The organism is Corallococcus sp. EGB, assembly GCF_019968905.1.
Taxonomy (GTDB): Bacteria; Myxococcota; Myxococcia; order Myxococcales; family Myxococcaceae; genus Corallococcus.
This window is the reverse complement of the sequence record NZ_CP079946.1, coordinates 7,643,538-7,669,300: the sequence shown is the minus strand read 5'-3', so window position 1 is coordinate 7,669,300 and position 25,763 is coordinate 7,643,538. Positions and strand designations below refer to the sequence as shown.

Sequence of the window (25,763 nt, the reverse complement as noted above, 5' to 3'; positions counted from 1 at the left end):
CTGGATCCTGGCCTTGAGATGGCCAGCCCCTTTGGCGTGTGAGCGACGACGAAAAGACAACGGTGTTGGATGAGCGCACCCGCCCCCCGAGCACGTGGGGGGAGCGGATGCGTACGCCCATCACGTTGCCGGGCTCGAGCGTGGACTCGCGGCGCTCGCTGGTGCCGGGCGTCGTCGTCACCGGGCGCTACCGCGTGGACTCGCTGCTGGGCGAAGGCGGCATGGGCCGCATCTGGCTGGCGGACGACCTGCAGGAGCGCCGGCGCGTGGCGCTCAAGGAGATGCACGTCCCCGCGGAGCTGTCCGCGGCGAAGGTGGAGGAGCTGGTGCTGCTGTTCCGGCACGAGTTCTTCGCCATGAAGAAGCTGCAGCACCCGTCCACGCTCAAGGTCTTCGACTGGGGCATGACGGAGGCCGGCAACCGCTTCATCACCATGGAGGTGGTGGGCGGCAAGGACCTGAGCACGCTGGTGCGCGACGCGCCGCTGGACACGCGCACGCTGTATCGCGTGCTGATCCAGATGGCGCAGGTGCTGGCGTTCATCCACTCGCGCCTGTACGTGCACTGCGACATCAAGGCCAGCAACGTGCGCATCACCGAGTCCGGCGCGGTGAAGCTGATGGACTTCGGCGTGATGCACCAGCTGGGCACGCCCAGCCCCGGCAAGCTCAAGGGCACGCTGGAGTACCTGGCGCCGGAGTGGCAGCGCGGCGCGAGCATCGACGGAAGAGCGGACCTGTACTCGCTGGGCGTGATGGCCTGGTACCTGGCCACCCGCAAGCTGCCCTTCAAGCGAAACAGCCCCGCGGTGCTGCTCGCGGATCACCTGACCCGCCCGCCGCCGCGCCCGTCCACGCTGTGCCCGGTGGATCCGCAGCTGGAGGAGATCATCCTCCTGCTCATGGCCAAGGACCCGCGCGAGCGCTTCCAGGACGCGGGGGAGCTGCTGGAGGCGCTCTGCCAGGCCAGCGGCGAGCCCGTGCCGGAGGAGTCGCTGTCCGCGCGCGCCAGCTACCTGCACGTGCCGGAGGTGGTGGGGCGCGAGGCGGAGCTGGAGGGGCTGATGAACGGCCTCGCGGAAGCCGACTGGGGCCAGTCGCGCGCGATGCTGGTGGGCGGCCCCGCGGGCGTGGGCAAGACGCGGCTGCTCCAGGAGTTCGAGCTCCAGGCGAAGCTGGCGGAGCTGCCCTTCGGCCGGGGCCAGTGCCGCGCGGAGGGACTGGCCCCGCTGGCCCCCGTGGCGCAGGCCCTGCGCTGCCTGGTGCCGCACACGCCGGCGGAGTTGATGGAGCGGGTGAAGGCCCCGCTCGCGCGCCTGCTGTCGCCGGAGCCGCTGGAGGGCGACCAGCACGAACAGCTGCCGCGCGACGGCTCCGAGGAGAAGGCCGCCTTCTTCCAATCGCTGTCGGAGTGGACGCACACGCTCGGCGGGCGGCAGTCCTTCGTGCTGTGCTTCGAGGACCTCCAGTGGGCGGACAGCGCGTCGCTGGAGGCGCTCAACGTCGTCATCCGCGCGCTGCACGGCACGCGCGGCATGGTGGTGGGCACGTTCCGCTCGCAGGAGCTGTCGCGGCTGAGCCTCGCGTTCCAGACGGTGGACGAGAAGCTCACGTCGCGCATGGACCTGGAGCCGCTGTCCGCCGAGCACGTGGCCACGCTGGTGGAGCTGGTGCTGCCAGGCCTGGACGTGCCAGAGGGCTTCGTGCAGCGGCTGCACGAGACCACCGGCGGCAACGCCTTCTTCGCCACCGAATGCCTGCGCATGCTGGTGGAGGCGGGCGCGCTCAAGCGCGTGGGCGGGCGCTGGGAGGCGGAGGAGGGGCTGGGCACGCGGCGGCTTCCGGTGAGCATCCAGGAGGCGGTGTTGATGCGCCTGGCCAACGCGCCGCCGGAGCAGGTGGCGCTGTTGCGCAAGCTGGCGCCCGCGGGGCGGATGCTGGACCTGCCGCTGTTGCGCGCGCTGTCCGGACTGCCGGAGGCGGAGCTGTTCGCCGTGCTGGACGGCATCGTGGAGCGGCAGTTCCTCCAGGACGTGGAGGGCCGCTACGTCTTCACGCACGACACCGTGCACCAGGCCGTCTACGACAGCACGCCGGAGGCGGAGCGCCGCCTGTACCACGGCCAGGTGGCGCGGGTGCTCCAGGCGCTGCCCTCGGGGCGCTCGGGCGTGGTGCGCGCGGTGGGCTGGCACTTCGCGCGCTCGGACGCGCCCGCGGAGGCCATCCAGCCGCTGCTGGAGGCGGGGCAGGCGGCCGTCGAGGCGGAGGCGCTGCTGGAGGCCACGCTGCTCCTGAAGGAGGCGGCGGCGCTCCTGGAGTCCGCGCCGGACTACCCCGGGCGCTCGGAGCAGCTCCTGCGCACGTGGGTGTCGCTGGTGGAGGTGGGCTACTCCAGCGACCCGCCGACGTCGGTGGCGTACGCGGAGCGGCTCTTCGCGCACTGGGACGCGACGGTCGACGTGGCGGCCGGACGCAGCGAGGCCCTCTCCCGGCTTCAGTCCGCGCGCGCGGCCACGCCCGCGGAGCGCGCGGAGCTGCTGATCCCGCTCTTCCGAGAGGTGGCGGCGGACTCGCGGATGACGCCGGTGGACGTCTTCTGGAAGCGCTCCGAGCTGCAAATCCTCCAGGGCATGGCGCTGGCCATCCTGGGGCGCACGGAGGCGCTGGAGGCGCTCATCGCGCGCGTGGTGGTTGAGCACCCGGAGGACTCGCCGTACCGGGCGGGGCTGTCCGTGGCGCGCTCGACCTTGTGCGCGTACACCGGCCGCTGGTCGGGCGGGGTGGAGGATCAGCGCGAGCAGGTGCGGCGGCTGCGCGAGTTCCGCGACGCGGTGGGGCGTCCGCCGCGGCGGCTGGCGTGGGCGCTGGGCATGGGCGGCTACCTGCTCAACGTGAACCTGGCCCTGCGCGGCGAGCCGCTGGACGAAGCGCTGCTGCAGGACGGGCTCAAGCTGGCGGAGGGACAGGGCTTCACCGACGTGCGCGCCTACCACCTCTTCGCGCAGGTGGTGCGCGCGGCCTTCACCGGCGACGGCTCCGCGTTCGCGTCCGCGCTCGCGCAGAAGACGGAGCTCATCCGGCGGCTGGGCAACCCCCGGCTGATGGAGCGCAACCTGGCCCTCTTCACGCCGCCGTACTACCTGGAGCGCGGCGAGCACGAGCTCGTCGCCGCGGTGGTGTCGCGCGGCGAGGCGCTGTCGCGCGTGCTGCCCGAGGACCGCTGGCTGCGCGCGCACGTCCAGGTGTACCAGGCGTGCCGCGACGTGCTCTTCGAGGACGCGGCCGCCGCGCGCGAGTCGCTGCCCCGCGCCCTGGAGGCCGCGCGGAAGGGCGGGCTGCGCATGGAGACGCTGGTGCACGTGTACCAGTCGCGCTTCGAAAGGGAGCAGGGCCGGCTGCCCGCCGCGCTCGCCGCCGCCGAGGCCGCGCTGGAGCGCGCGCTGGACCCCCGCTTCGCCAACCCCTGGGATGAAATCCTGGCCCGCCGCGCCCTGGCGCCGCTGGTGTCCCAGGAGGAGGGGGACGCGCACCTGCGCCGCGCGCGCCTGCTGGCGGAGTCCACCGCCAACGTGCTCCAGATGGGCCTCGTGTACATGCAGCACGCGGAGCGGCACGGCACGCCGGAGGAGGCGATGCTGGAGCTGGAGATCGCCGAGCGGGCCTTCGCCGCCGCCCGGGCCACGCACCTGCAATCGCTTGCCCAGTCGCTGCGCGGCCCGCTGTCGCGCCAGAGCGAGGATGTGAAGCAGAGCGCCTGACGGCCGGGTCGTGCATAGGATGGGGGCCATGGCCTCCTCCCCCCTGCGCTTCTGCCTGGACTACCTGTCCCCGTACGCCTACCTCGCCTGGCTCCGCATGCCCGCCATCGCGGCGCGGCACGGCCGGACGGTGGAGCCCGTGCCGGTGCTGCTCGCGGGGCTGCTCAACGCGGTGGGCTCCATTGGCCCGGCGGAGATTCCCGCCAAGCGCGTCTATGTCTTCAAGCAGACGTTCCGCATCGCGCACGAGCAGGGCGCGCCCTTCACCCTGCCGCCCTCGCATCCGTTCAACCCGCTCTTGTCCCTGCGCGTGACGGCCGCGGTGGACGACGTGGCGGAGCGCTCCCGGCTCACCACCGCGCTCTACGCGGCCGCGTGGGGCCAGGGCCGGGGCATCGAGACGCCGGAGCAGGTGGGCGCGGTGCTGACGGAGGCCGGCTTCGACGCGCGGGCCTTGCTCGAGCGCGCGCAGCTTCCGGAGGTGAAGGACCGCGTGCGCAAGAACACGGAGGACGCGCTGGCCCACGGCGCCTTCGGCGTGCCGTCCGTGCTGGTGGACGACGAGCTGTTCTGGGGCGTGGACTCGCTGGGGCACCTGGAGCTCTACCTGGAGGGCCGCGACCCGCTCACCCCCGCGGACCTGGCGCGGTGGATGGACCTGCCCGCCACCGCCAACCGCCGCCCGGACGGAAAGCCGCGCCCGTGAACGTGCTCGGGCAGCTGGGGGTGGCCGTCGCGGGGCTGGTGCTGGCCGGCGTGCTCCTGTTCCTCAACTTCTGGCGCGCGGTCCTCTACCTCTTCCCCCACAGCGTCCGGGTGGAGCCGGAGGCCCCCGCGGACCAGATGGACCTGCCGGATTCCTTGCGCCCCCTGGCGGGCCAGCTCCAGGCGCTGGGCTTCACGCCCCTGGGCAGCCACGAGGAGAAGCCGCGGCTCCAGAAGGCCACCCGCTCCTACGACTGGGCGCACGCGGACGAGCGCGTCTTCGCCACCCTCTACGAGGGGAGCGACCTCCTGCCCCGGCTCTACCTGCTCACCCCCCTGGCCTCCGGAGGCTTCGTCGTCACCGCCAGCTACCGGCGCCCCGCGTTGGAGCTGCCCGGCTACCGCTCCGGCTCGCTGGAGGACGCCGCACCGGAGCGCCTGTTGCGCGCGCATGTGCGACGCCTGGAAGGGCTGGACCGGGCGGGCCCGGAGGGGTTCACCTGGGAGGGGCGGGTCCAGACGGCCAGGGCCTGGTACGAGGGGTTGGGCCGCAAGGAAATCCGCCGGCAGAACCTCCAGGGCCTGTTGTGGACGGCCATCGCGCTTGCCATGGTCGCCAGCGCCTTCCTGGGAAGGCGCGCGGGCTGACAGCCCCCCGGATGCTTCTTCCACGTCACGTCATGCGTGCACCGCGCGCCCTGGAAGAGTAGGGAGACGAGCACCATGAAGAGCGTGTCCAAGAACGAGGAAATCTACTTCCTGTCCGGCAAGCGCACCCCGTTTGGGACCTACGGCGGCAGCCTCAAGGACCTGAGCGCCACCGACCTGGCCGTGGAGTCCGCCAAGGCGGCCCTCGCCCAGTCGGGCGTCTCCCCGGAGCAGATCGAGCACGTGGTGTACGGCAACGTCGTCCAGACGAGCGCGGACGCCATCTACCTGCCGCGCCACGTGGGCCTGCGCACGGGCGTGCCGGTGCCGGTGCCCGCGCTGGGCGTCAACCGGCTGTGCGGCTCCGGCTTCCAGGCCTTCGTCACGGCCGCGGAGATGATGCTGACGGGCGGCGCGGAGGCCGTCCTCGCGGGCGGCACGGAGTCCATGAGCCAGGCGCCCCACGTCATCCGCGGCGCGCGCTGGGGCCTCCCGCTGGGCAAGGGCGGCCTGGAGGACATGCTCTGGACGGCCCTCACGGACAGCTACACGGGCAACGCCATGGCGCTCACCGCCGAGCAGCTGGCGGTGGACTACGGCATCAGCCAGGACGACGTGGACCAGTACGCGGTCCTCACCCAGAAGCGCTTCGCCGCGGCGCAGGAGGCGGGCCGGCTGGCGGATGAGATCGCGCCGGTGACGCTCAAGGGCAAGAAGGGCGACACGGTGGTCTCCAAGGACGAGCACAACCGCCCGGAGACCACGGTGGAGGGCCTGCGCAAGCTGCCCAAGGTGTTCAAGAAGGACGGCGTGGTGCACGCGGGCGCGGCCAGCGGCATCTGCGACGGCGCGGGCTCCATGGTGATGGCCACGCGCGGCTTCGTGGAGAAGCACGGCCTGAAGCCCGTGGCGCGGCTGGTCAACTGGGGCATCGCCGGGTGCGATCCGCGCATCATGGGCATTGGCCCGGCGCCGGCCATCCGCAACCTGCTCAAGCGCGCGGACGCGAAGCTCTCCGACGTGGACCTCTTCGAGGTCAACGAGGCCTTCGCGCCCCAGTACCTGGCGGTGGAGAAGGACCTGGGCCTGCCACGCGACGCCACCAACGTCAACGGCGGCGCCATCGCCGTGGGCCACCCGCTGGGGGCCTCCGGCGCGCGCATCACCATGACGCTGGCGTACGAGCTGAAGCGCCGGGGCGCCCGCTATGGTATCGGGTCCGCCTGCATCGGCGGCGGCCAGGGCATCGCCGTGCTGATCGAGGCGCTCTAGGCGCGCGGGCGACGGGGTACGGGGCAGACGACTTCCGGACGGGACGTGAGATGAGCAACGAGGTGGACGCGAAGACGGCCCGCGAGCGGGCCAAGGCCATCGCCGAGCAGCGCCGCGCCGAGCGCCGCAACCGCAAGCGCCGCTGCGTGGTGTGCGGCGTGGAGGAGAGCGACAAGACGCCCCTGACGGCCCACCCGGAAGGCATTGGTCCCGCCTGCAAGGACGAGGTCAACTGCCAGGCCCGGCGCGCCGCCGCCGGCCGCTGAAGCACCGGGCCGAGCGCCCCCGCCCCCCGCCGCACTGTCGGCGGGTGGACGGTGGCCGGGCCGGTGCTGCGTCAGCGGATGCCCGGCGGGGTGGGACACGCGTCCGGGGCCGGATTGTCGGGCCCGTTTCTTGATGGCGCCCCCGACTCGGGGTAAACATTTGTAATCTCTGGTGACACGAGGGTTGGAATGGGCGTTATCAGCTTCACGGGAGTCAAGGTGTTCTCCACCACGCTCGCGCGCGATCGCGAGAACATGGGTGAGAACATCACCAAGTGGCTGAAGGAGAACTCCTCCGTGGAGGTCGTGGACAAGATCGTCACGCAGTCCTCGGACAAGGAGTTTCACTGTCTGACCATCACGCTCTTCTACCGCCACAAGGCCTGACGGCCTGTCGGCCGGACCGAAGAAGGCGTGGGATGCGAGGGCGCTTCTCCCGGGTGACACCCGGGCGGGGCGCCCTTCATCGTTTCAGGATTTGGGGTTGCGGACCGGGCGGTGTTCCACCACCTTTGGGCCTCTATGCGACCCATGCGGGGCTACAACCGGGGTGGAGGCGGCTTTGGCGGCGGCTTCCCCGGCCTGGATTCGATGGCCGCCAAGCTGGCGGTGGCGCTGGTGGCGTTCTCCGCCCTCTTCCTGGCGACGCAGCAGGGGCAGGGCGTGCTGTTGCTGCTCAACCCGAGGGACGTGCTGAGCCTGCGCGTGTGGCAGTTGCTCACCTACGCGTTCGTGGCCGTGGATCCGCTGGGCATCATCTTCGGCGGCATCATCATCTGGTCCATTGGCGGCTTCCTGGAGTCCACCTGGGGCTCCAGGCGCCTGCTGATGGCGTCGGTGGGCATCACGGTGCTGGCGGGCCTCATCACGGTGCTGCTGTCGCTGGTGATGCCCATGGGCAGCCACTACGCCGGCGGCACGGTGATGACGACGGTGCTGTGGGTGGCCTACGGCCTGGTGATTGGCCGGGGGCAGACGAACTTCTGGGGCATCCCGCTCACGGGCAACTGGTTCGCGGCCATTGGCGCGGGCTTCACCGTGCTGCGGCTGCTCACCGTGCCGGCCTGGCAGCTGCTGGCCCCGGAAATCATCAGCCTGGTGCTCGTCTTCGCGTACGTGCGCGGCGCGAGCCCCAGGCGGCTGATGCTCCACTTGCAGCACTGGCGCCTGCAGCGGCAGCTGCGCGGCCGCTCCAAGCACCTGCGCGTGGTGGACCGCAACCGTCCGCCGGACCGCGACCAGTACCTCAACTGAAGAAGGACCCCGAGGGGCCGCGCCCGCTTCAGTGCGCGGCCTCCGGGTGGCCGTACTGCTTGAGCTTCCGGTAGAGCGTGGCGACGCCGATGTCCAACTGCTCCGCGGTGCGTGAGCGGTTGCCGCCGTTCTGCGCCAGCACCGCGAGGATGTACTCCTTCTCCATGTCCTCCAGCCGGCGCGGGTTGCCGGTGGGCGTCAGGCTGGGCGGCGCGGCGCGCACCTCCTCGGGCAGGTCGTCGCGCTCCACGCGCGGGCCTTCGCACAGCACCACCGCGCGCTCGATGGCGTTGCCCAACTCGCGCACGTTGCCGGGCCAGGGGTAGCGCAGCAGTTGATCCGCCGCGTCCGGGGACAGGCCGTTCACCCGGCGCCCCAGCCGCTCTCCGGCCTCCGCGAGCAGCAGCCGCGCGAGGGGGAGGATGTCCTCGCGGCGCTCGCGCAGGGGCGGGATGCGCAGCTCGATGACGCGCAGCCGGTAGAAGAGGTCCTGGCGGAAGCGGCCCAGGCGGACCTCCTCGGCCAGCTCGCGGTTGGTGGCCGCCACCACGCGCACGTCCACCTTGCGGCTGGCGTTCTCCCCCACGCGGCGCACCTCGCGCTCCTGGAGCACGCGCAGGAGCTTCGCCTGCATGGCGGGAGGCACCTCGCCCACCTCGTCCAGGAAGAGGGTGCCGCCGTGCGCCGCCTCGAAGAGGCCGGGCCGGTCGTGCGTGGCGCCGGTGAAGGCGCCCCTGGCGTGGCCGAACAGCTCGCTCTCCAGCAGGCTCTCCGTCACCGCGGCGCAGTTCACCGCGATGAAGGCCTTGGGGGCGCGGCCGGACTCTTCATGGATGAGCCGGGCGATTCTCTCCTTGCCCACGCCGCTCTCGCCGGTGACGAGCACCGTGGTGTCCACCTTGGCCGAGCGCCGCGCCAGGTTGAGCACGCGCTGCATCGCCTCCGAGCGGGCCACCATGCCCGCCGGGTCCTCCGTCACGCCGGACACGCGCGCCAGTGACTGGCGCTTCGCGCGCAGCTTGCGCTCCGCCTGCCGCAGGGCCTCCGTCACCTGCCCGAGCACGCCCTCCATGCACTGCGTTTCATAGAAGCGCAGGAACTCCGTGCACTCGGTGCTCCACTCCTCTTCGGGGCGGCCCACGATGTGGCAGAGGGCGTCCCCCTTGCCCACGCACTTGAGCTCCGTGCAGTAGATGGGCTTGCCGTTGCAGTAGCTCAGGTAGCCGGACGCGAAGCCGGTGAGGCTCCAGCAGACGGGCTCGTCCGCCTGTCCCAGGTGGAGCAGGTGCTGCTCGGCCTCATAGGAGTCGCTCCACTGGGCCTCCGCGAAGGGCTCCGGGCCGTCCTTGTCCGTGCGCTCGATGCGCTCCACGCGCACCTGGCCCATCAGCGTGTGCAGCCGGCCGCCCGCGCGGCGCCACTCCGCTTCGTCGTTCCACGGCACCGCGGACTTCATCGCCTCCGCCGTGCGCCAGCCGTGCGCGTAGCCCAGCCGCGTGAAGATGCCGCGCGCGGCCGTCATCCCCAGCATCCCGATGAGCTCCTTGCGCAGGAGCCCCAGCGCCACCGGGTCCATCAACAGCGTCCGCTGCCCCGCGAAGCGGATGACCCCGCCCTTCGGCTCGAACGCCAGCAGCTCCCTCAAGTCCAACGCTTCCAGACCCGCCAAGGTGTCTCCCGTTGCCTTTCAGACTGATTCACCTCTCTATCAATCTGAGAGGGTTTTCGCAGGGCTGTAACGCCAATCCTCGTTATTTCAGGGGGTTGTCATGTCCGCTGCGCTGGTCCCGGGGTTGCAGTACAAGGCGCCACGATGGCTTCCGGGGTGGACAGACGCAGGGTGCTGCAAGGTGCCGCGGCCGCTGGGGTGGTGGGGGTGATGGGCGCCGGGGCCTCGGTTGCCCGGGAGGTGGCTCCGGCCCTGTTCGTGTCGCACGGCTCGCCCATGACGGCGCTGGACTCGGACGCGTATCCGCAGGCGCTCCGGCGCTTTGGTGACGGCGCGGGCGCGGTGAAGGCGCTGGTGGTGGTGTCGGCGCACTGGGAGACAGACTCGCGCGTGCACGTCACGGCGATGGACGCCCCGCCGCTCGTCTACGACTTCTACGGCTTTCCCGAAGAGATGTACCGGCTGCGGTACGCGCCGCCGGGCGCGCCTTCGCTGGCGCAGGACGTGGTGGCGCGGCTGTCCTCGGCGGGCGTGCCCGCGGTGACGGACGGTGCGCGCGGCCTGGACCACGGCGTCTGGGTGCCCTTGCTGCATGCGTTCCCGGAGGCGCGCGTGCCCGTGTTGCAGGTGGCGCTGCCGGCGGACGCGACGCCCGCGCAGGTGGCGCGCATGGGCGAGGCGCTGCGGCCGCTGCGCGCGGACGGCGTGCTGCTCATGGGCAGCGGCGGCGTGGTGCACAACCTCCGCCGGGTGAATTTCAGATCCAAGCTGGCGTCCGTCGAGCCATGGGCCGCCGAGTTCGACGCGTGGGTCGCCGGAAAACTTGCCGCACGTGACTTCCTCGGGCTTCAGTCCTGGATGGATGCACCGAATGCGCGGGTCGCGCATCCATCGCCCGAGCATTGGTTGCCCATCTATTTCGTCCTCGGAGCCGCCCTCCCCGAGGACCGCATCACCCCCGTGTTCGAGGGCTTCCATCACGGAACCTTGTCCATGCGCAGCTTCGCGCTGCGCGCCTGAACCTCGCAGTCCGCAATCTCAAGGAGTCCACACCATGAAGATGTCGCTCAAGTCCGCCATCACGCTGCTCGCCGTCGCCGCCCCCTCGTTTGCCTTCGCGTCCACGTGGGAGCTCGACTCGGCGCACTCCAGCGCGCAGTTCGCCGTGAAGCACATGATGGTGTCCACCGTGCGTGGCGCCTTCAGCAACGTGAAGGGCACCATCAACCTGGATGACAAGGACATCACCAAGTCCACCATCGAGGCGACCATCGACGCGAAGACCATCAACACCAACGAGCCCAAGCGCGACGAGCACCTGCGCAGCGCGGACTTCTTCGACGTGGAGAAGTACCCGACCATCACCTTCAAGTCGACGAAGGTGGCGAAGGCCGGCAAGGACAAGCTGAACGTCACGGGCGACCTGACCATGCACGGCGTGACCAAGCCGGTCGTGCTGGCCGTGGAAGGCCCGACGGCGGAGACGAAGGACCCGTGGGGCAACGTGCGCCGCGGCGCCACGGCGACCACGAAGATCAAGCGCAGCGACTTCGGCCTGACCTGGAACAAGGCCCTGGAGGCCGGCGGCGTGGCGGTGGGCGATGAGATCACCATCACCCTGGACCTGGAGACCACGAAGAAGGCCGAGGCGGCTCCGGCGGCCAAGGAGACGAAGTAGTCTTCGTCCGCGTGTTGAAATGAAGAGAGGGGCCTCGGGTGACCGGGGCCCCTCTTTTTTGTGCGGGGGCGGAGCGGGCGGTGCCGCTCCCTCGCGATGAGGCTCAGCCCTCGGCGACGGCCTGCACGCTGGCGCGGTAGATGAAGATGCGCGCGGTGTTGGTGCGGGTGTCGGCGGGGATGACGAAGAAGCCCGGGGTGGGGCCCTTGAAGTCCTGGGAGAAGCCGGCCACCTGGCGGCCGTCGTTGAAGGTGACGCGGATCTTCGAGCCCTCCGCCTGCGGCTGACGCGCGCCCGCGGCGAGCATGAAGAAGATGGCCTTCACGCGCTTGCCGGGGATGCGCTCCGGGGCGAAGCCGCTCTGCTGCTCCAGGGAGATGGTGTCCTCCAGGAGGTCCGCGTCGCGGATGGTGCCGCGCTTCACCTGGCCTTCGACGGTGTGGATGATGACGCGGTGCTCGCCTTCCACGAAGGAGTTGGTGGAGGGCGTGAAGCCGCCCGCCGGCATGTCGAAGAGCGCATCCTCCGCGGGGCGGAGGTGGTTGGCGGCCACGGGCGCGGCCTTGAGCGGCGCGGGGGAGACCGCGGGAGCCGGGCGGAGGGGCGGGCTCGCGGGCGCGGCGGGCGTGAGCCGGGCGATGGGCTGGGAGGGGGCGGCGGAGAGTGACAGGGCCGGCGGGGGCGGCGGAGGCGGAGGCGGAGGCATGACCGCGACGGGCGGGGCGGGCAGCTCCTCGACGAGCTCGATGTCGGCCACGGGCTCGGACTCGGGCATCACCTCTTCGACGTCGAGCGCGGGCGTGGCGTCGAGCTCCTCCGCGTCCACGTCCACGGCGGGCTCTTCCCAGCCGGCGGACGGGGTGGGGGCGGTGATGTCGGTGAGGGAGACCTCTTCCTCGGCGACGGGCTCGCTCCACTCAGCGGCGGGGGCCGGGGGCGCCTGCCAGGTGGACGGGGCGGGGGCGGCGTCGGCCATCCAATCGGGCTGGGCCTCCTGGGGCGCGCCCCAGGCGGAGCGCGCGGCGGGGGCCTGTGGGGAGTTCCATTCCGGCGCGGCGGGAGCGGACTCCCAGGTGGAGGCGGACGCTTCGGCCGGGGCATCCCACGGCTGCTGGGCGTCGGCGGCCGGCTGGGCCCACGCGGCTCCGGCCGTGGTGTCCGCGGTGGCGGCCCAGCCCGGCTGCGCGGCGGCGTCCGTGGTGGACCACGGCTGATCCGCGTCCGGAGTCACGGCCTCCGGCGTCGCCCATTCCGGCTGGGCTTCGATGGGGGCTTCTTCCGCGGCGGCCCACTCGGGCTGGGCTTCGATGGGCGCGCCTTCTTCCGTGGCCCACTCGGGCTGCGCCTCGATGGGGGCGGCCTCTTCGGACGCGGACCATTCAGGCTGCGCGGCGACGGGAGCGGCTTCCTCGGTGGCCCACTCGGGCTGTGCTTCGATGGGCGCGGCTTCGCCGGAGGCGGACCACTCAGGCTGCACGGCGACGGGTGCAGCCTCCTCCGTGGCCCACTCCGGCTGGGCTTCGATGGGGGCTTCTTCCGCAGCGGCCCACTCCGACGAGGCTACGCCAGGCGCGGCGGCTTCGCCGGTCGCGTTCCATTCGGGCTGAGTGGCGACAGGCGCAGCTTCCTCCGTGGCCCATTCCGGCTGGGCCTCGATGGGAGCCTCTTCGGCGGCGGCCCACTCCGACTGCGCGACGGCGGGTGCGGCGGGTTCTGCCGCCGTCCACTCGGGCTGCGCGGCGACGGGGGCAGCCTCCTCGGTGGCCCATTCAGGCTGTGCCTCGACGGGCACGGCTTCTTCCGTGGCCCATTCAGGCTGTGCCTCGATCGGCGCGTTTTCGGCCGTCGCCCAGTCGGACTGCGCGGCGACCGGTGCCATGGCTTCCGCGGCGGACCACTCCGGCTGCGCAGCAACGGGCGCGGCCTCTTCCGTGGTCCATTCCGGCTGCGCCTCGATGGGCGCAGCCTCTTCTGTCGTGGCCCACTGAGGCTGAGCCGCAACGGGGGCGGCCTCAGACGTCGTCCACTCAGACTGAGCAGCGACGGGCGCGGCTTCCTCCGTGGCCCATTCCGGCTGGGCCTCGATGGGAGCCTCTTCGGCGGCGGCCCACTCCGACTGTGCGACGGCGGGCGTGGCGGTTTCTGCCGTCGCCCACTCGGGCTGCGCGGCGACTGGAGCGGCGGCGTCGGTCGTTGCCCACTCAGACTGAGCAGCGACGGGTGCGGTCTCTTCGGGCGTGGTCCACTCCGGCTGCGCTTCGATTGGAGCGGCTTCGGTGGTGGCCCATTCAGACTGAGCCTCGACGGGCGCGGCCTCTTCAGGAGTGGCCCACTCGGGCTGCGCCTCGAGCGGTGCGTCTTCGGCGGTGGTCCACTCGGACTGGGCCTCGACGGGCGCGGCCTCCTCGGCTCCCCACTGCGGCTGCGTGGGAACGGTGGTTGCGCCTTCGGTGGTGGTGGGCCACTCGGACGGAGCTTCGGCGGGCGCGGCCTCCGCTGTGGTCCACTCGGCTTGCGTCGCTACGGGCGCGGTGCCTTCCTCCGTCGCCCACTCGGGCTGCGCTTCGATGGGCGCGGCTTCTTCCGTGGCGCTCCACTCCGGCTGGGCCTCGATCAGCGGAGCCTCTTCGGCCGGGGGCGACCAGGCGCCCTGCGCATCAACGGCGGGCGCCGTCGTGGACGCGGCCCACGCGGACTCAGAGGCCGGAGCGTCCCAGGCGGGTGTGGCGCTCGGGGTGGGCTGCTCGGACGACGCGGCGGACCACGCCTGCGCCGGACCGGTTGCCTCCGCCGTGTCCGCGGAGGCGGCCCATTCGGGCTGGAGCTCGATGGGAGCGGCGTCCTCGGGCGGCTGTGTCCACTCGGTCGCGCCAGCGGCGGGCTCCACGGCGTCGGCGGCCCACTCGGGCTGGAGCTCGATGGCGGCCGACTCATCCTGCAAGCCCACGGTGGCGGTGGCGTCGGAGGGCTCGCCCTCGGCGGACCATGACTGCGCGTCCTGACCCGACGTGTTCCACGCCGAAGCCTCGGTGGACTGCGCTTCGGCGAGCGACTCCGCCGCGGTGGCCAGCGGCACGGCATCGTCGGCACTGCCGCTCAGCTCGCCCCACTGCGCCGAGGCAGGGGCCACTTCGGCCGCGGGTTCGACATCGTCGGAGCCGAGCTCCAGCGTGTCGGCTTCGATGTCCGGGCCGACGGGGATGCTGCGGATCCGCAGCGACGGAATGCCCGTCGCGTTCGCGAACGGGGAGGGCGGAGGCGTGAGCTGCTCCTCTTCGGCGCCCAGATCGGCCACGTCGAAGGTCTGCGCCTCGACGCCGGACGCGACCGCCGGGGCCGCGTTTCCGTCCGCGGTGCCGTCCTGGGCGACGTCGTTCGCGTCGAGGGCGATCTCCTCCGCGGGAGCTTCCGCAGAGGAAGCACTCACCGCGGGCTGACCACCGGACTGCCACTCCGCGGCGACATCGCTCGCGTCGAGCGCGATCTCCTCCGCGGGCGTTTCCGCGTCGGCCTGCCACGTCGCGGCGGCGGACGCAGCGCCATCGGCGGCGGCGCTCGTCGGATCATCGCCGGAGGACTGCCACTCCGCCGCGACATCATTCGAGCCGAGCGCGATTTCGTCAGCCTGTGCCGCCACATCGCTGCCGGCCTGCCACCCCGTGGCGACGTCATCCGTGCCGAGGGCAATCTCCTCGGCGGACGCCTGCGCCGGAGCCGAGCTGTCGGCCTGCCACTCCGTCGCGACATCGCTCGCGCCGAGCGCAATCTCCTCACTGGAGGACTGCGCCGACGCGGCGTTATCCGACTGCCAGTCCGTGGCGACGTCAGCTGTGCCGAGCGCGATCTCGCCTGAGTCCTGCGCCGACGTGGCGTTGTCTGCCTGCCAGGCCGTTGCGGTGTCAGCCGTGCCGGTAGCGCTCACGTTGGCGGCAGCGTCCGCCTGCCAGTCCGTGGCGACATCGCTCGAATCGAGCGCGATCTCCTCGGCGGCGACGGCGTTGTCCGCCGCCCACTCCGTCGAGGCATGGCCCGCGCTCTCGGCCGGGGATGCCGCAGTGTCCGACTGCCAGTCCGTGGCGACGTCAGCTGTGCCGAGCGCGATCTCTTCGGCAGGGGCTTCCGAGGTGCCTGGAGCGCTGGACTGCCAGTCCGTGGCGACATCCTCGGATCCGAGGGCGATCTCCGCCGAGCCTCCCGCCGCATGTGCCTGCCACTCCGTGGCGGCGTCGTTCGTGCTCAGCGCGACAGCATCAGCAGCAGGCGCCTCACCGTCGGCCTGCCAGTCGGTAGCGACGTCATTCGTGCTCAGCGCGACCGCGTCGGCCGCTGCCTCGGCCGAGGTGCCGGCCTGCCACTCCGTCGCGACGTCAGCTGCACCGAGCGCGATTTCCTCCGCAGCCGGAGTCTCGGCCGCGGCCTGCCAGTCGGTGGCGACGTCGTTGGTGCCAAGCGCAATCTCTTCCGCCGCCGCACCACCGGTCTGCCAATCCGTGGCGACGTCGTTGGTGTCGAGCGCAATCTCTTCCGCCGCGGCGCCACCGGTCTGCCAATCCGTGGCGACCGCGCTCGCCTCCGCCTGAGTCTCGCCGCCAGCCTGCCACTCAGTGGCGACGTCGTTCGTTCCGAGCGCGGCTGCATCGGCAGCCGGAACTTCGCCAGCCTCGCTCCACTCCGTGGCGACATCGCCAGCGCCGAGCGCGATCTCTTCAGCCGCCGGAGCCTCCGCGCCGGCCTGCCAGTCCGTGGCGACATCGCTCGTGCTGAGCGGGATCTCCTCCGCCTCCGGAGTCGCCTGCCACGCAGCCACGGCCGCGGCCGTGCCAGTCGCCTCGGCTGCATCACCGGACTGCCAGGTGCCGGCGCTGGCCGTCTCCGGCTGCCACTCCGTGGCGACATCGCCCGTGTCCAGGGCGATCTCCTCCGCGGGCACTTCCGTGGCCGCGGCGCCGTCGGTCCATGTCTCCGCGGTGTCACCCGAGCCGAGCGCGAGCTCCCCACCAGGCTCCGACGCTCCAGCGACAGGGGCCGCATCCGTCCCCCACGCTTCCGCCGTCTCCGTGACGACCGGCTGCGCCTGCTGCACGGGCTCGGCGGGCTCCGCCGTCGCGACGTCGCTCCAGTCCCACTCCGCGGCGGTGCCATCGGCCGGCGCCGTCGGTTCCACCGCGAGCGGCGCGGTATCCAGCGCGCTGATCCGGGACTCCTCGGACTCCACCGCCAGCGGCGCCGCATCCCACGCCGCGTCCACCGGCGCGGATGACAGGTCCTCGGCGAGCACCGCCTCGGGGATGGGCTCGGCCTCCAGCAACTCCGCGTCGTCGGCCGCCTGCTCCGCGGAGGCCAGCGCCTCGGCCATCGGATCCAGACCGGACGTCGCCGGGGCCTGGGCCTCCGCCTCGACCTCCATCGACAGGTCCGCGAACGAGTCCTCCAGCGAGGGCTCAGGCTCGGCGGGCACCGGGGCCGGCGTGCCCACCGACAGCCCGGAGAAGTCCTCCTCCGCGCTCGCCGCCCACGTCTGCGCGGCCGGCTCGGGAGCCGCCACGGGTGCCTGCGGCATCCACGGCGCGGGCTCACTCAGCGAGGGGATGTCGATGTCGTCCGTGCTGAGGCTGAGGCTGTCCGGTTCGGTGGCCGCCTCCAGGGCGTACCCACCAGCCTGCGGATCCACCGGGGCCGCGTAGCCCGCCGCCGCGTTCGGGTCATACGCCGCGTTCGGGTCGTAGCCCTGCTGCGCCCAGGCCGCCGCCGCGTTCGGATCATAGGCCGCGGCATTGGGATCATAGGCCGCCGCGTTCGGGTCGTAGCCGGCGGGGTAGGCGTACCACTGGCCATCCTCGCCGTAGTAACCCTGGGCGTTCGGGTCGTAGCCGGCGGGGTAGGCGTACCACTGGCCATCCTCGCCGTAGTAACCCTGGGCGTTCGGGTCGTAGCCGGCGGGGTAGGCGTACCACTGGCCATCCTCGCCGTAGTAACCCTGGGGCTGCTGCTCCGGCTGGGCCCACGCCTGGGCCGCCGCCGCGGTGTCCGCCGCGTCCTGGATGCCCAAAAGGCCGCGCAACTCGACCCAGCGAGCCTCCTCGACAGCGGACAGGCTTCCCAGCTTCCGCTTCTCATCCAGGAAGCGGAACTCTCTCATCGCGGCGCGCGTATCGGACATCCGTCACCTTGCTGCGCCAGCGTCCAACAGGCGGACCGTCGCAGCGAAAATCTTGAGGCCCGCGAGTGTAGGGGACTCCCGCCAGGGGGTAAACCAATCCGCCACGCCCGACCGCCCGCTACCTCCCCGAGAGGGCGGTACGCACGGCCTGGTCCAGGCTGGCGAAGTCCTTTTCGTACGTCGACTTCAGGACCTCCTGGAAGGATCCGGCCTGGCCCACCTTCTGGACGAAGTCCAGGAGCCGCTCCTGGCCTCCCAGCCGCACCAGCTCCCGGACCGCCATGGCGGAGGTGCCGTAGGCGACTTCCGGGTCGGCCATGGAGATGGGCGCCCGCGAGTCCATGTCCGCCAGGCTCGGCAGGGAGCCCTGCTTCGCGTAGCCGCGCATCCGGTCGCGCAGGCCACGCGGGGGGCCATCCAGCCCCAGGTAGCGCCACTCGATGTACTCGGCCAGGCCCTCGTTGAACCAGCGGGGCAGGGCGTCGCCGCCGCGCGGGCAGATTTCGTCCAGCGCCGCGTGGACGTACTCGTGGACGAGCGTGGCCTTCGTACCCTGGGTCAGCTCCGCCGCGTCGTTCATGCGGATGGCGTTGTCGTGGTACAGGCCGGCCACCCGGGCCGCGTAGGTCTCGCCGAGGTGCGTGGCGAACTCGTCGCGGGTGTAGAGCACCACGTTCAGCTGCCGCTCGCGGGCCCTCCCGAGGGTCCGCTGGGTGAAGTCATAGGCCTCGTCGAGCGCCGAGACGACCTTGCCCTCGTACTCCGCGCGCTGGCCGAAGTCCCGGTCGCTGTTGAAGTAGCGGATGGCGAAGCGCCGGTTCTGGCGCACGCGCATGCCGTCCTTGCCCTCGCTGGACTCGTAGCTCAGCCCGGCGGACACCACGTTCCCACCCGCGGACCCCTTCGCCTGGCGCGTGTCCCCCGGCGTGGGCTCGCCATTCATCCGCTGCTCCAGGCGCTCCGCCTCGCGCCGCGCGGCCCCTTCCTCCGACACCTGCGAGCGCGCCAGCTGCATCAGCTTGCGAGCCTCGCCGGCCTCCTTCGACTTCGCGGGCACCTTCTGCAGCGTGGCCAGCGCCCCCGCCGAGTCCTTGTCCTGCAACTGCAGCCGCGCCAGCTCCAGCGCGAACGCGCCGTCCTTGGGGAAGCGCTCCAGGCCCTTGTTCAGGACCTCCTCCGCGGTGGCCCGTTGATCCGTCTTCAGCGCGGAGCGCGCCAGGCACCGCAGCCCCCCCGCCGTCTCCTGGAAGGCCACGGCGCGCTCGCCCAGCGAGTACGCCATCACCGGGTCCTCCGCGAGCAGCGCCTCGCAGCCCTTGAGCAGCGGCCCCGCCACCTGCGGCCGCTGCGGCTCCGGGTAGGCGGCTGGATCCGCGGCCGCGAACGCGAGGTACAGCTCCTCCCACTCCTTGTGGGCGGCCAGCTCCTTCGCCTTCTGCGCGGGTGGGGCGGCGGCGAGCAGCAGCACGGCGATGAGGGGCGTGTTCATGGGCTCGCGGAGTATCGCCGAAGCCCCGAGCACCCGCGCAAGCCTCCCCGGCCTACGTCCGGGCGACCTGCCAGCCCTGGGACTCCAGCGCGGACATCAGCTCCTGGATGTGGCCGTGTCCGGTGGTCTCCAGCATCACCTCCACCGTGGCCTCGCCCAGGCCCGCCTTGGAGAAGGCGCGGTCGTGGTGCAGGTCCACCACGTTGGCGCGCATCTCCGCGATCTGCGTGGTGAGCCGCGCGAGCATGCCGGGCCTGTCCGGCAGCCGCACCTCCAGCTGCACCAGGCGGCCCGCCTTCACGAGGCCGCGCTCGATGATGCGGCTGATGACGTTCATGTCGATGTTGCCGCCGCCCACGATGATGGCGACGCGCTTGCCCCTGGCCTGCGGAATCCGGCCGTTGACGAGCGCCGCCAGGCCCGCCGCGCCCGCGCCCTCCGCCACCGACTTCTCCTGCTCCAGCATCATCAGGATGGCGGCGGCGATCTCCTCCTCGTCCACCGTCACCACCGCGTCCACGTACTTGCGCACATGCTCGAAGGTGAGCTCCCCCGGCACCTTCACCGCGATGCCGTCCGCGATGGTGGTGCCCGCGGTGGTGAGCTCCGTGCGCTTCCCCGCATCCAGCGACGCCTTCATGCTGGCGATGGTGGAGGCCTGCACGCCCACCACCTGGATGCGCGGGTTCGTCTCCTTGAGCGCCACGGCCACGCCGGAGATGAGCCCGCCGCCGCCCACCGGCACCACCACCAGCTCCAGGTCCGGGCACTGCTCCAGCAGCTCCAGCGCGATCGTTCCCTGGCCCGCGATGACGTGCGGGTCGTTGAAGGGGTGCACGAAGACGAGGTCCTCGGCGGCCTGGATGCTCAGGGCCTCCGCGTAGGCCTCGTCGTAGTTGGCGCCCTTGAGCACCACGCGCGCGCCGTAGTCATCCCGCGTGCGCGTCACCTTGATGAGCGGCGTGCGCTCCGGCATCACGATGGTGGCGCGGATGCCCAGCCGGCGCGCGTGGTACGCCACGCCCTGCGCGTGGTTGCCGGCGGAGGCCGCGATGACGCCCCGGCGCTTCTCCGCGTCCGTCAGCGTCAAGAGCTTGTTGAGCGCGCCGCGCTCCTTGAAGGCGCCGGTGCGCTGGAGGTTCTCCAGCTTGAAGTACACCACCGCGCAGTCGGTCTTCTCCGTGAAGGAGTCCGACGCGGGGCACGGCGTGGGGCGCAGCGCGGAGCGCAGCCGTTCGCGCGCTGCCTGGATGTCCTGCAGGGTGACCATCATGGGCGGCCGTGTAGCGGAAGCGCGCCCCGCACGGAAGCGGCCCGGCGCCCACGCGCGTCTGGACGCGATGCGGCAGCGTCCGGACGCCTGCCCTCCGTCAGATGCCGCGCAGCACCGTGGCCTTGCCCACCCGGCCAATGGCCAGGATGTAGGCGGCCGTCCGCATGGAGACCTTGCGCGAGCGGGCAATCTGCGCCACCCGGTCGTAGGCCTCCTTCATGGTCTTCTCCAGCTCCGCGTTGACGCGGTCCTCCTCCCAGGAGACGTGCTGGAGGTTCTGCACCCACTCCAGGTAGCTCACCGTCACGCCGCCCGCGCTGGCCAGGATGTCCGGCACCACGAAGATGCCGCGCTTCTCCAGGATGTCGTCCGCCTCCGGCTGGGTGGGGCCGTTGGCGCCCTCCACCACCAGGCGCGCGCGCACGCTGTTGGCGTTGTCGCGGGTGAGCACGTGGCCCAGCGCGGCGGGGATGAGCACCTCACAGTCCGCCGCGAGCACGTCCTCGTTGGTGCACGGCGTGCCGCCGGAAAAGCCCGTCACGGTGCCGGTGCGCTTCACGTGCTCGAAGAGGGACGGCACGTCCAGGCCCAGCGGGTTGTACATGCCGCCGAGCACGTCGGACGCGGCCACCACCACGCCGCCGTCGCCCCAGATGAGCTGCGCGATGTGGCTGCCCACGTTGCCGAAGCCCTGGATGGCGAAGCGCGTGCCCTTCACCGGCATGCCCAGGTCCCGCAGGATTTCGCGGCACACGTAGAGCAGGCCGCGGCCGGTGGCGGCCTCGCGGCCCTTGGACCCGTACAGCTCCAGGGGCTTGCCCGTCACCACCGCCGGCGAGTGCCCGTGGTAGCGCGAGTACTGGTCCATCACCCAGGCCATCACCTGGGGGTTGGTGTTGACGTCCGGCGCGGGGATGTCCCGCGTGGGCCCGATGACGTCTTGGATCTGATCCACGAACTTGCGCGTGAGCCGCTCCACTTCCTTGAGGCTCATCTGCGCGGGGTCGCACGCCACGCCGCCCTTGGCGCCGCCGTAGGGCACGTTCACCACGGCGGTCTTCCACGTCATCAGCGACGCGAGCGACACGCACTCGTCCTGGTCCAGGGCGGGGTGGTAGCGCAGGCCGCCCTTCATGGGGCCGCGGCTGTTGTCGTGCTGGATGCGGTAGCCCAGGAACGTGCGGATCTCTCCGGAGTCCATCTCGATGGACACCTGCACCTTCACCTCGCGCAGGGGCGTGGCCAGGAGCGTTTCGATGGGCGTGCCCACGTCCATCACCCGCGCGGCCTTGCGGAAGTAGTAGTTGGTGCCGTCGACGGCGTTCATGGCGGGCTTCACTCCTGGAGACAGGCGGAGAACCTTAACAGAAGGGCTGCGCTACGATGGGACGTCCATGCGCCCCCACTCCCCGGACGACAGCGACGCCGGTTCGTCCCTCCTGGGACTGGCGCGGCGGATCCGCACGCTGCGCGAGCGCCGGGGCCTCACGCAGGAGGACTTCGCCGCCCGGTGCGACATCTCCGTGAGCTTCGTGTCCCTGCTGGAGCGCGGCGAGCGCAACCCCAGCTACGACACGCTCCTCCAGGTCGCGGCCGCGCTGGAGCTGCCGCTGTGGGAGCTGTTCCGGCTGGAGGACGCGGAGGACGCGGGGGCTCATCGGCTGGTGGAGTGGGTGCGGCTGAAGGGACTGGGCCGGGAGGACGTGGAGCGCCTGCTGGCCGTGGCGGAGGCGATGTTCAGCGGTGGGCCGGGCGCCGCGACGGCTCCGGCGAAGGCGGGGGCGGCCTGCGCGTCACCGGAGTGTGGCCGGCCCGTGCTGGCCCGGGGGTTGTGCGTGGCGCACTACCACCGGGCCCGCAGGAAGAAGGCGGCCCCGGAGCCTTGAGCTCCCCGGAAGCCGCCCGTCAGGCGAAGCGAAGCGCTACTTGCGCTTGGCGCGCTCGACCTTGAGCGTCTTGCCCTCGCCGTGGGGCTTGCCGTGGGTGGCCTCGAAGCCCGCCACGTCCTCCTCCGCGACGAAGACATACGCGTACGTGGGGCGCAGGTCGGTGCGCAGCACCTTGCCCGCCGGAGCGCCCGCGGCCTCCAGCGCGGCGGTGACGCCCGCCTCGTCCAGGCCCTCCTGGCGGCCCAGGCCCACCCACAGGCGCGCCTGGCCGGGGACGTCCGGCAGGGCCTCGTGGCGGGGACGGCGCTCTTCACGCTGGCCGCGCGGACGGTGCCGCTCCAGCTTCAGCGGCTTGTCGTTGTGCGCCTTGCCGTTGAGCGACTCGAAGCCCGCGGCGTCCGCCTCCGGCACGTAGACGTAGCCGTAGGTGGGGCGGGTGAGGGCCTTGATGACCTTGCCGGCCGGGGCGCCCAGGGACTCCAGCGTGGCGGGCAGCTTCGCCTCGTCCATGCCGTCGTCGGAGCCCAGGTTCACCCAGAGCTTCACCTCGCCGGGGCCCGCGTCCGGGGACGGGGGCGGGCGGGCGCCGGAGGTGTCGCGCTCGCTGCGCGGCTTGCTCTTCTCCACGCGCAGCGTCTTGCCGCCGTGCTGCTTGCCGTTGAGGGCCTCGAAGCCCGCGGAGTCCTCCTCCGCCACGAAGACGTACGCGAACGTGGGGCGCAGTTCCGCGCGCACCAGCTTGCCCACCGGCGCGCCCGCCTCCTCCATGGCCGTGGCGATGCTGCCCGGCCCCAGGCCGTCCGCGGTGCCCAGGTTCACCCAGAGCTTCGTCTCACCCGGGCCCGCCTCCAGCGCGGCGGCGGAGCCACCCCCCCGGCGCTCGCCGCGGTCCTCACGGCGCTCGTCGCGGCGCGGACGGCGCTCGCGCTCCGGGTGCTCCTCGCGGCGCGGACGCTCGGAGCGCTCGCCCCGGTCCTCGCGGCGGGGGCGCTCACGGTCGCGCTCGCGGTCCTTGCCCCGGCGCTCGGGGGCCTTGCGCTCCGGCGCGGGCTCGCGCTTCTCCGCCTCGCCGGCGGCCTGGGCCTTCTCCATGCGCAGGCGGCTGAAGAAGTACTTGATGAGGAAGGCGATGAGGTCATCCGAGTCCGGGCGCTGCTTGAGCTGCGCGGCCAGGGGCAGGAAGCCCTCGAAGATGCTGGAGCCCATGCCCTCGCGGATCTCCCGCACGTGGCGCTCGGTCCACAGGCGCATGGCCTCTTCCGGGGCGGGCATCTCGCGCATCTCGAACTTGATGCCGAACTTCTTCTCCAGCGCGGTGAACGTCGCCAGCTCGCGCCCGGAGAAGAGGTTGATGGCCGTGCCCTTGTTGCCGATGCGGCCCGTGCGGCCCACGCGGTGCAGGTAGACGGCGGGGTCCTCCGGCAGGGAGTAGTTGATGACGTACTCCAGCCCGGAGATGTCGATGCCGCGCGCCGCGATGTCCGTGGCGACCATGAAGGCCACCTCGCCGCGCTTCACCTTGGCCATCACCCGCTCGCGCTCCTTCTGCGGCAGGTCTCCGTTGAGCAGCTCCGCGTCGAAGCCGTTGCGGTTGAGCACCGCGGTCACCAGCGCCGTGTCATCCCGCGTGTTGCAGAAGATGATGGCGTTGGAGGGCTCCTCCTTCTCCAGCACGTAGATGAGGTTGCGCGGCTTGGGGAACGCGTCCGACACGTCGTAGCGGATGTGGTGGATGTGCTCCACCGTGAAGACGTCGCCGGACAGCAGCAGCGTCTCCGCGTTCGTCGTGTAGCGCGCGATGAGGTTCTGGATGTCCGTGGGGACGGTGGCGCTGAAGAGCAGCACCTGGCGCGTCTTCGGGAGGCGGTCGAGGATGCGGGTGACCTCCTCGTAGAAGCCCTGGTTGAGCATCTCGTCGGCTTCGTCCAGCACCGCGTGGTCGCAGCCGTCCAGCTTCAGGTTGCCGCGGTTGATGTGGTCGAAGACGCGGCCCGGGGTGCCCACGATGATGGGCGTGCCCTCTTCCAGCGCGTCCTCCTGCTGCTTCATGGAGGCGCCGCCGTAGATGGCCGCCACCTTCACGCCCTTGTGCTTCCCCAGGCTCGTGAGCTCCTCCGCCACCTGGAGCGCCAGCTCGCGCGTGGGGCAGAGGATGAGGGCGCGCACGCGCTTCTCGTCGGCGGGAATCTTCTCCAGCAGGGGCAGGCCGAAGGCGGCCGTCTTGCCCGTGCCCGTCTTGCTGCGGACGATGAGGTCCTTGCCGGCGATGGCGGGACCGAAGGCCTTGGCCTGGACGGGGGTGGGGCGGGTGTAGCCGCGCTCCGCCAGTGCGCGGCGGAGGGGCTCGGAGAGGTTCAGTTCGTCGAAGCTGACGTCCGCGATGTATTCGGCGGGACGCGTCGAGGCTTCTTCAGGCGCCGGGGCTCCCGGCGTGGGCTCTTGGATGTCGCTCATCGGGCATGGGCATAGCCCCTGCATTACCCTCTGGCAACAATCGCGGCACTTTGCGGTATGGAGCGCGCATGGCGAATGGGAGGAAGAGAACCAATGGTCCGGCCGCCCCCCGGCCCCGCGCGAAGCGCCCCGCGGCCTCCGCCCGTCCCGGGAAGGCCCGGGAGACGGCTCCGGAAGCTCCGGAAGCCCTGGACGAGGAGGCGGAGTCCTCCTCCCAGGACCCGGACGCCCTGGAGCCGGACCTGGCGGAATTGAACGAAGCCGAGGCGGAAATCGAGGAGGTGCCGTCCCCGGCCCGCGCCGCCCGCCCTGCCGCCCTGGTGCGCTCGGAGGGCACGGCGCTCACCCCGCGGGACCCGCTCCAGGCCTACATGGCCGAGGTGACGCGCCACCCCCTGCTCACCCGGGAGGAGGAGCACAAGCTGGCCAAGGAGTACCAGGCCACGGGGGACGTGCGGGCGGCCTACCGCCTGGTGGCCTCCAACCTGAGACTCGTGGTGAAGCTGGCCCACGAGTACCACCGCAACCCCCTGTCCCTCCTGGACCTGGTGCAGGAGGGCAACATCGGGCTGATGCAGGCCGTGAAGAAGTACGACCCGGACCGGGGCGTGAAGCTCAGCTCCTACGCCGCCTGGTGGATCCGCGCGTACATCCTTCGCTACATCATGGACAACTGGAAGATGGTGAAGCTGGGGACCACCGAGGCCCAGCGGAAGCTCTTCTTCAAGCTGCGCCAGGAGCAGGAGAAGCTCATCGCCCAGGGCTTCGAGGCCAGCCCGCGCCTGTTGGCGGAGCGGCTCAACGTCTCCGAGCAGGACGTGGTGGAGATGGACCAGCGGCTGGGGCACGACGAGGTGTCCATCGACGCGCCGCTGGGCCACGACGAGGACTCGCGCGCCACCCGGGCGGACCGCTACCTGCCGTCCGGCGCGGTGCCCGCCGACGAGCGCCTGGGCTCCGAGCAGCTCAAGGCCCTCTTCCGGGAGAACCTCAACGCCTTCGCCCAGACGCTCGAGGGCAAGGAGCGCTACATCTTCGAGCACCGCCTCACCGCGGACGAGCCGCTCACGCTCCAGGACATCGGCGACAAGTACGGCGTCAGCCGCGAGCGCGCCCGGCAGATCGAGGCGGCCCTCATCAACCGGATGCGCGAGTTCATGCGCGAGCGCATCCCGGACTTCGACATGGTGGCGGTGCCCAAGGGCTGACGCCGAAGGGGCTCGTGCCGGCGCCGGAGTCCGAGGCGTC

General features: G+C 71.7%; 17 protein-coding genes. 11 read left to right on the top strand and 6 right to left on the bottom strand.

The features are described 5' to 3' along the window. The first annotated feature begins 107 nt into the window (after positions 1 to 107). From KYK13_RS31095 to KYK13_RS31065, 7 genes are all read left to right on the top strand, one after another. Complete coding sequence (locus tag KYK13_RS31095; RefSeq protein WP_223637128.1) at positions 108 to 3,758, top strand: serine/threonine-protein kinase; 3,651 nt, start codon at positions 108 to 110, stop codon at positions 3,756 to 3,758. Positions 3,759 to 3,786: 28 nt separating this feature from the next. Then, on the top strand, positions 3,787 to 4,464 hold the full coding sequence (locus KYK13_RS31090) for a 2-hydroxychromene-2-carboxylate isomerase (RefSeq protein ID WP_223637125.1): 678 nt from the start codon (positions 3,787 to 3,789) through the stop codon (positions 4,462 to 4,464). Then, the gene (locus KYK13_RS31085; RefSeq protein ID WP_223637122.1) at positions 4,461 to 5,111 is read left to right on the top strand and encodes a hypothetical protein; all 651 of its coding nucleotides are present in this window, start codon (positions 4,461 to 4,463) and stop codon (positions 5,109 to 5,111) included. Before KYK13_RS31090 ends, KYK13_RS31085 begins: the two co-directional genes overlap by 4 nt. Positions 5,112 to 5,186: 75 nt before the next feature. Beyond that, positions 5,187 to 6,383, top strand: a complete 1,197-nt coding sequence (locus KYK13_RS31080; RefSeq protein WP_223637118.1) for an acetyl-CoA C-acetyltransferase — start codon at positions 5,187 to 5,189, stop codon at positions 6,381 to 6,383. A 50-nt stretch (positions 6,384 to 6,433) separates the two neighbouring features. After that, complete coding sequence (locus tag KYK13_RS31075; protein WP_223637115.1) at positions 6,434 to 6,649, top strand: hypothetical protein; 216 nt, start codon at positions 6,434 to 6,436, stop codon at positions 6,647 to 6,649. Positions 6,650 to 6,838: 189 nt separating this feature from the next. Further along, on the top strand, positions 6,839 to 7,036 hold the full coding sequence (locus KYK13_RS31070) for a hypothetical protein (protein WP_207047995.1): 198 nt from the start codon (positions 6,839 to 6,841) through the stop codon (positions 7,034 to 7,036). 135 nt (positions 7,037 to 7,171) lie between these two features. After that, positions 7,172 to 7,903 (top strand): DUF1751 domain-containing protein, encoded by a 732-nt coding sequence (locus KYK13_RS31065; protein ID WP_223637112.1) that lies wholly within the window; start codon positions 7,172 to 7,174, stop codon positions 7,901 to 7,903. A gap of 28 nt (positions 7,904 to 7,931) precedes the next feature. Here KYK13_RS31065 and KYK13_RS31060 read toward each other — a convergent pair whose 3' ends face one another. Further along, entirely contained in the window at positions 7,932 to 9,572 is a 1,641-nt protein-coding gene (locus KYK13_RS31060; RefSeq protein WP_223637109.1) for a sigma-54-dependent Fis family transcriptional regulator, read from the bottom strand. A gap of 144 nt (positions 9,573 to 9,716) precedes the next feature. Here KYK13_RS31060 and KYK13_RS31055 point away from each other — a divergent pair, with 144 nt between their 5' ends. Together KYK13_RS31055 and KYK13_RS31050 are read left to right on the top strand one after the other, a co-directional pair. Beyond that, positions 9,717 to 10,592 (top strand): class III extradiol ring-cleavage dioxygenase, encoded by an 876-nt coding sequence (locus KYK13_RS31055; RefSeq protein ID WP_223637106.1) that lies wholly within the window; start codon positions 9,717 to 9,719, stop codon positions 10,590 to 10,592. 34 nt (positions 10,593 to 10,626) lie between these two features. Then, positions 10,627 to 11,250 (top strand): YceI family protein, encoded by a 624-nt coding sequence (locus KYK13_RS31050; RefSeq protein WP_223637103.1) that lies wholly within the window; start codon positions 10,627 to 10,629, stop codon positions 11,248 to 11,250. Between the two features lie 103 nt (positions 11,251 to 11,353). On the opposite strand, the gene KYK13_RS31045 is transcribed toward KYK13_RS31050, so the two are convergent. The 4 genes from KYK13_RS31045 to KYK13_RS31030 all read right to left on the bottom strand — a co-directional run bounded on the left by KYK13_RS31045 (position 11,354) and on the right by KYK13_RS31030 (position 21,499). Next, positions 11,354 to 17,410 (bottom strand): hypothetical protein, encoded by a 6,057-nt coding sequence (locus KYK13_RS31045; RefSeq protein WP_223646965.1) that lies wholly within the window; start codon positions 17,408 to 17,410, stop codon positions 11,354 to 11,356. Positions 17,411 to 17,528: 118 nt separating this feature from the next. Next, entirely contained in the window at positions 17,529 to 18,899 is a 1,371-nt protein-coding gene (locus KYK13_RS31040) for a tetratricopeptide repeat protein (RefSeq protein ID WP_223637100.1), read from the bottom strand. Between the two features lie 52 nt (positions 18,900 to 18,951). Next, positions 18,952 to 20,169, bottom strand: coding sequence for a threonine ammonia-lyase (locus KYK13_RS31035; RefSeq protein ID WP_223646849.1), 1,218 nt, complete (start codon positions 20,167 to 20,169; stop codon positions 18,952 to 18,954). 100 nt (positions 20,170 to 20,269) lie between these two features. Beyond that, the gene (locus tag KYK13_RS31030) at positions 20,270 to 21,499 is read right to left on the bottom strand and encodes a Glu/Leu/Phe/Val dehydrogenase (protein WP_171420820.1); all 1,230 of its coding nucleotides are present in this window, start codon (positions 21,497 to 21,499) and stop codon (positions 20,270 to 20,272) included. Positions 21,500 to 21,566: 67 nt separating this feature from the next. Here KYK13_RS31030 and KYK13_RS31025 point away from each other — a divergent pair, with 67 nt between their 5' ends. Beyond that, positions 21,567 to 22,058: a helix-turn-helix domain-containing protein gene (locus KYK13_RS31025; protein WP_223637097.1), complete on the top strand. Its 492-nt coding sequence runs from the start codon at positions 21,567 to 21,569 to the stop codon at positions 22,056 to 22,058. 36 nt (positions 22,059 to 22,094) lie between these two features. On the opposite strand, the gene KYK13_RS31020 is transcribed toward KYK13_RS31025, so the two are convergent. Beyond that, positions 22,095 to 24,515, bottom strand: coding sequence for a DEAD/DEAH box helicase (locus KYK13_RS31020; protein ID WP_223637095.1), 2,421 nt, complete (start codon positions 24,513 to 24,515; stop codon positions 22,095 to 22,097). Positions 24,516 to 24,583: 68 nt separating this feature from the next. Between KYK13_RS31020 and KYK13_RS31015 the strand changes: the two genes are divergently transcribed. Beyond that, on the top strand, positions 24,584 to 25,723 hold the full coding sequence (locus KYK13_RS31015; RefSeq protein ID WP_223637092.1) for an RNA polymerase sigma factor RpoD/SigA: 1,140 nt from the start codon (positions 24,584 to 24,586) through the stop codon (positions 25,721 to 25,723). Positions 25,724 to 25,763: the final 40 nt, after the last annotated feature.

Bases quoted from the DNA above. Each gene is read 5' to 3' on its own strand.
- KYK13_RS31080 (WP_223637118.1), top strand. From the start codon at position 5,187: ATGAAGAGCGTGTCCAAGAACGAGGAAATCTACTTCCTGTCCGGCAAG.
- KYK13_RS31055 (WP_223637106.1), top strand. From the start codon at position 9,717: ATGGCTTCCGGGGTGGACAGACGCAGGGTGCTGCAAGGTGCCGCGGCC.
- KYK13_RS31015 (WP_223637092.1), top strand. From the start codon at position 24,584: ATGGCGAATGGGAGGAAGAGAACCAATGGTCCGGCCGCCCCCCGGCCC.
- KYK13_RS31075 (WP_223637115.1), top strand. From the start codon at position 6,434: ATGAGCAACGAGGTGGACGCGAAGACGGCCCGCGAGCGGGCCAAGGCC.
- KYK13_RS31090 (WP_223637125.1), top strand. From the start codon at position 3,787: ATGGCCTCCTCCCCCCTGCGCTTCTGCCTGGACTACCTGTCCCCGTAC.
- KYK13_RS31035 (WP_223646849.1), bottom strand. From the start codon at position 20,169: ATGGTCACCCTGCAGGACATCCAGGCAGCGCGCGAACGGCTGCGCTCC.
- KYK13_RS31025 (WP_223637097.1), top strand. From the start codon at position 21,567: ATGCGCCCCCACTCCCCGGACGACAGCGACGCCGGTTCGTCCCTCCTG.
- KYK13_RS31040 (WP_223637100.1), bottom strand. From the start codon at position 18,899: ATGAACACGCCCCTCATCGCCGTGCTGCTGCTCGCCGCCGCCCCACCC.
- KYK13_RS31030 (WP_171420820.1), bottom strand. From the start codon at position 21,499: ATGAACGCCGTCGACGGCACCAACTACTACTTCCGCAAGGCCGCGCGG.
- KYK13_RS31020 (WP_223637095.1), bottom strand. From the start codon at position 24,515: ATGAGCGACATCCAAGAGCCCACGCCGGGAGCCCCGGCGCCTGAAGAA.
- KYK13_RS31070 (WP_207047995.1), top strand. From the start codon at position 6,839: ATGGGCGTTATCAGCTTCACGGGAGTCAAGGTGTTCTCCACCACGCTC.
- KYK13_RS31050 (WP_223637103.1), top strand. From the start codon at position 10,627: ATGAAGATGTCGCTCAAGTCCGCCATCACGCTGCTCGCCGTCGCCGCC.
- KYK13_RS31065 (WP_223637112.1), top strand. From the start codon at position 7,172: ATGCGACCCATGCGGGGCTACAACCGGGGTGGAGGCGGCTTTGGCGGC.
- KYK13_RS31045 (WP_223646965.1), bottom strand. From the start codon at position 17,410: ATGTCCGATACGCGCGCCGCGATGAGAGAGTTCCGCTTCCTGGATGAG.
- KYK13_RS31095 (WP_223637128.1), top strand. From the start codon at position 108: ATGCGTACGCCCATCACGTTGCCGGGCTCGAGCGTGGACTCGCGGCGC.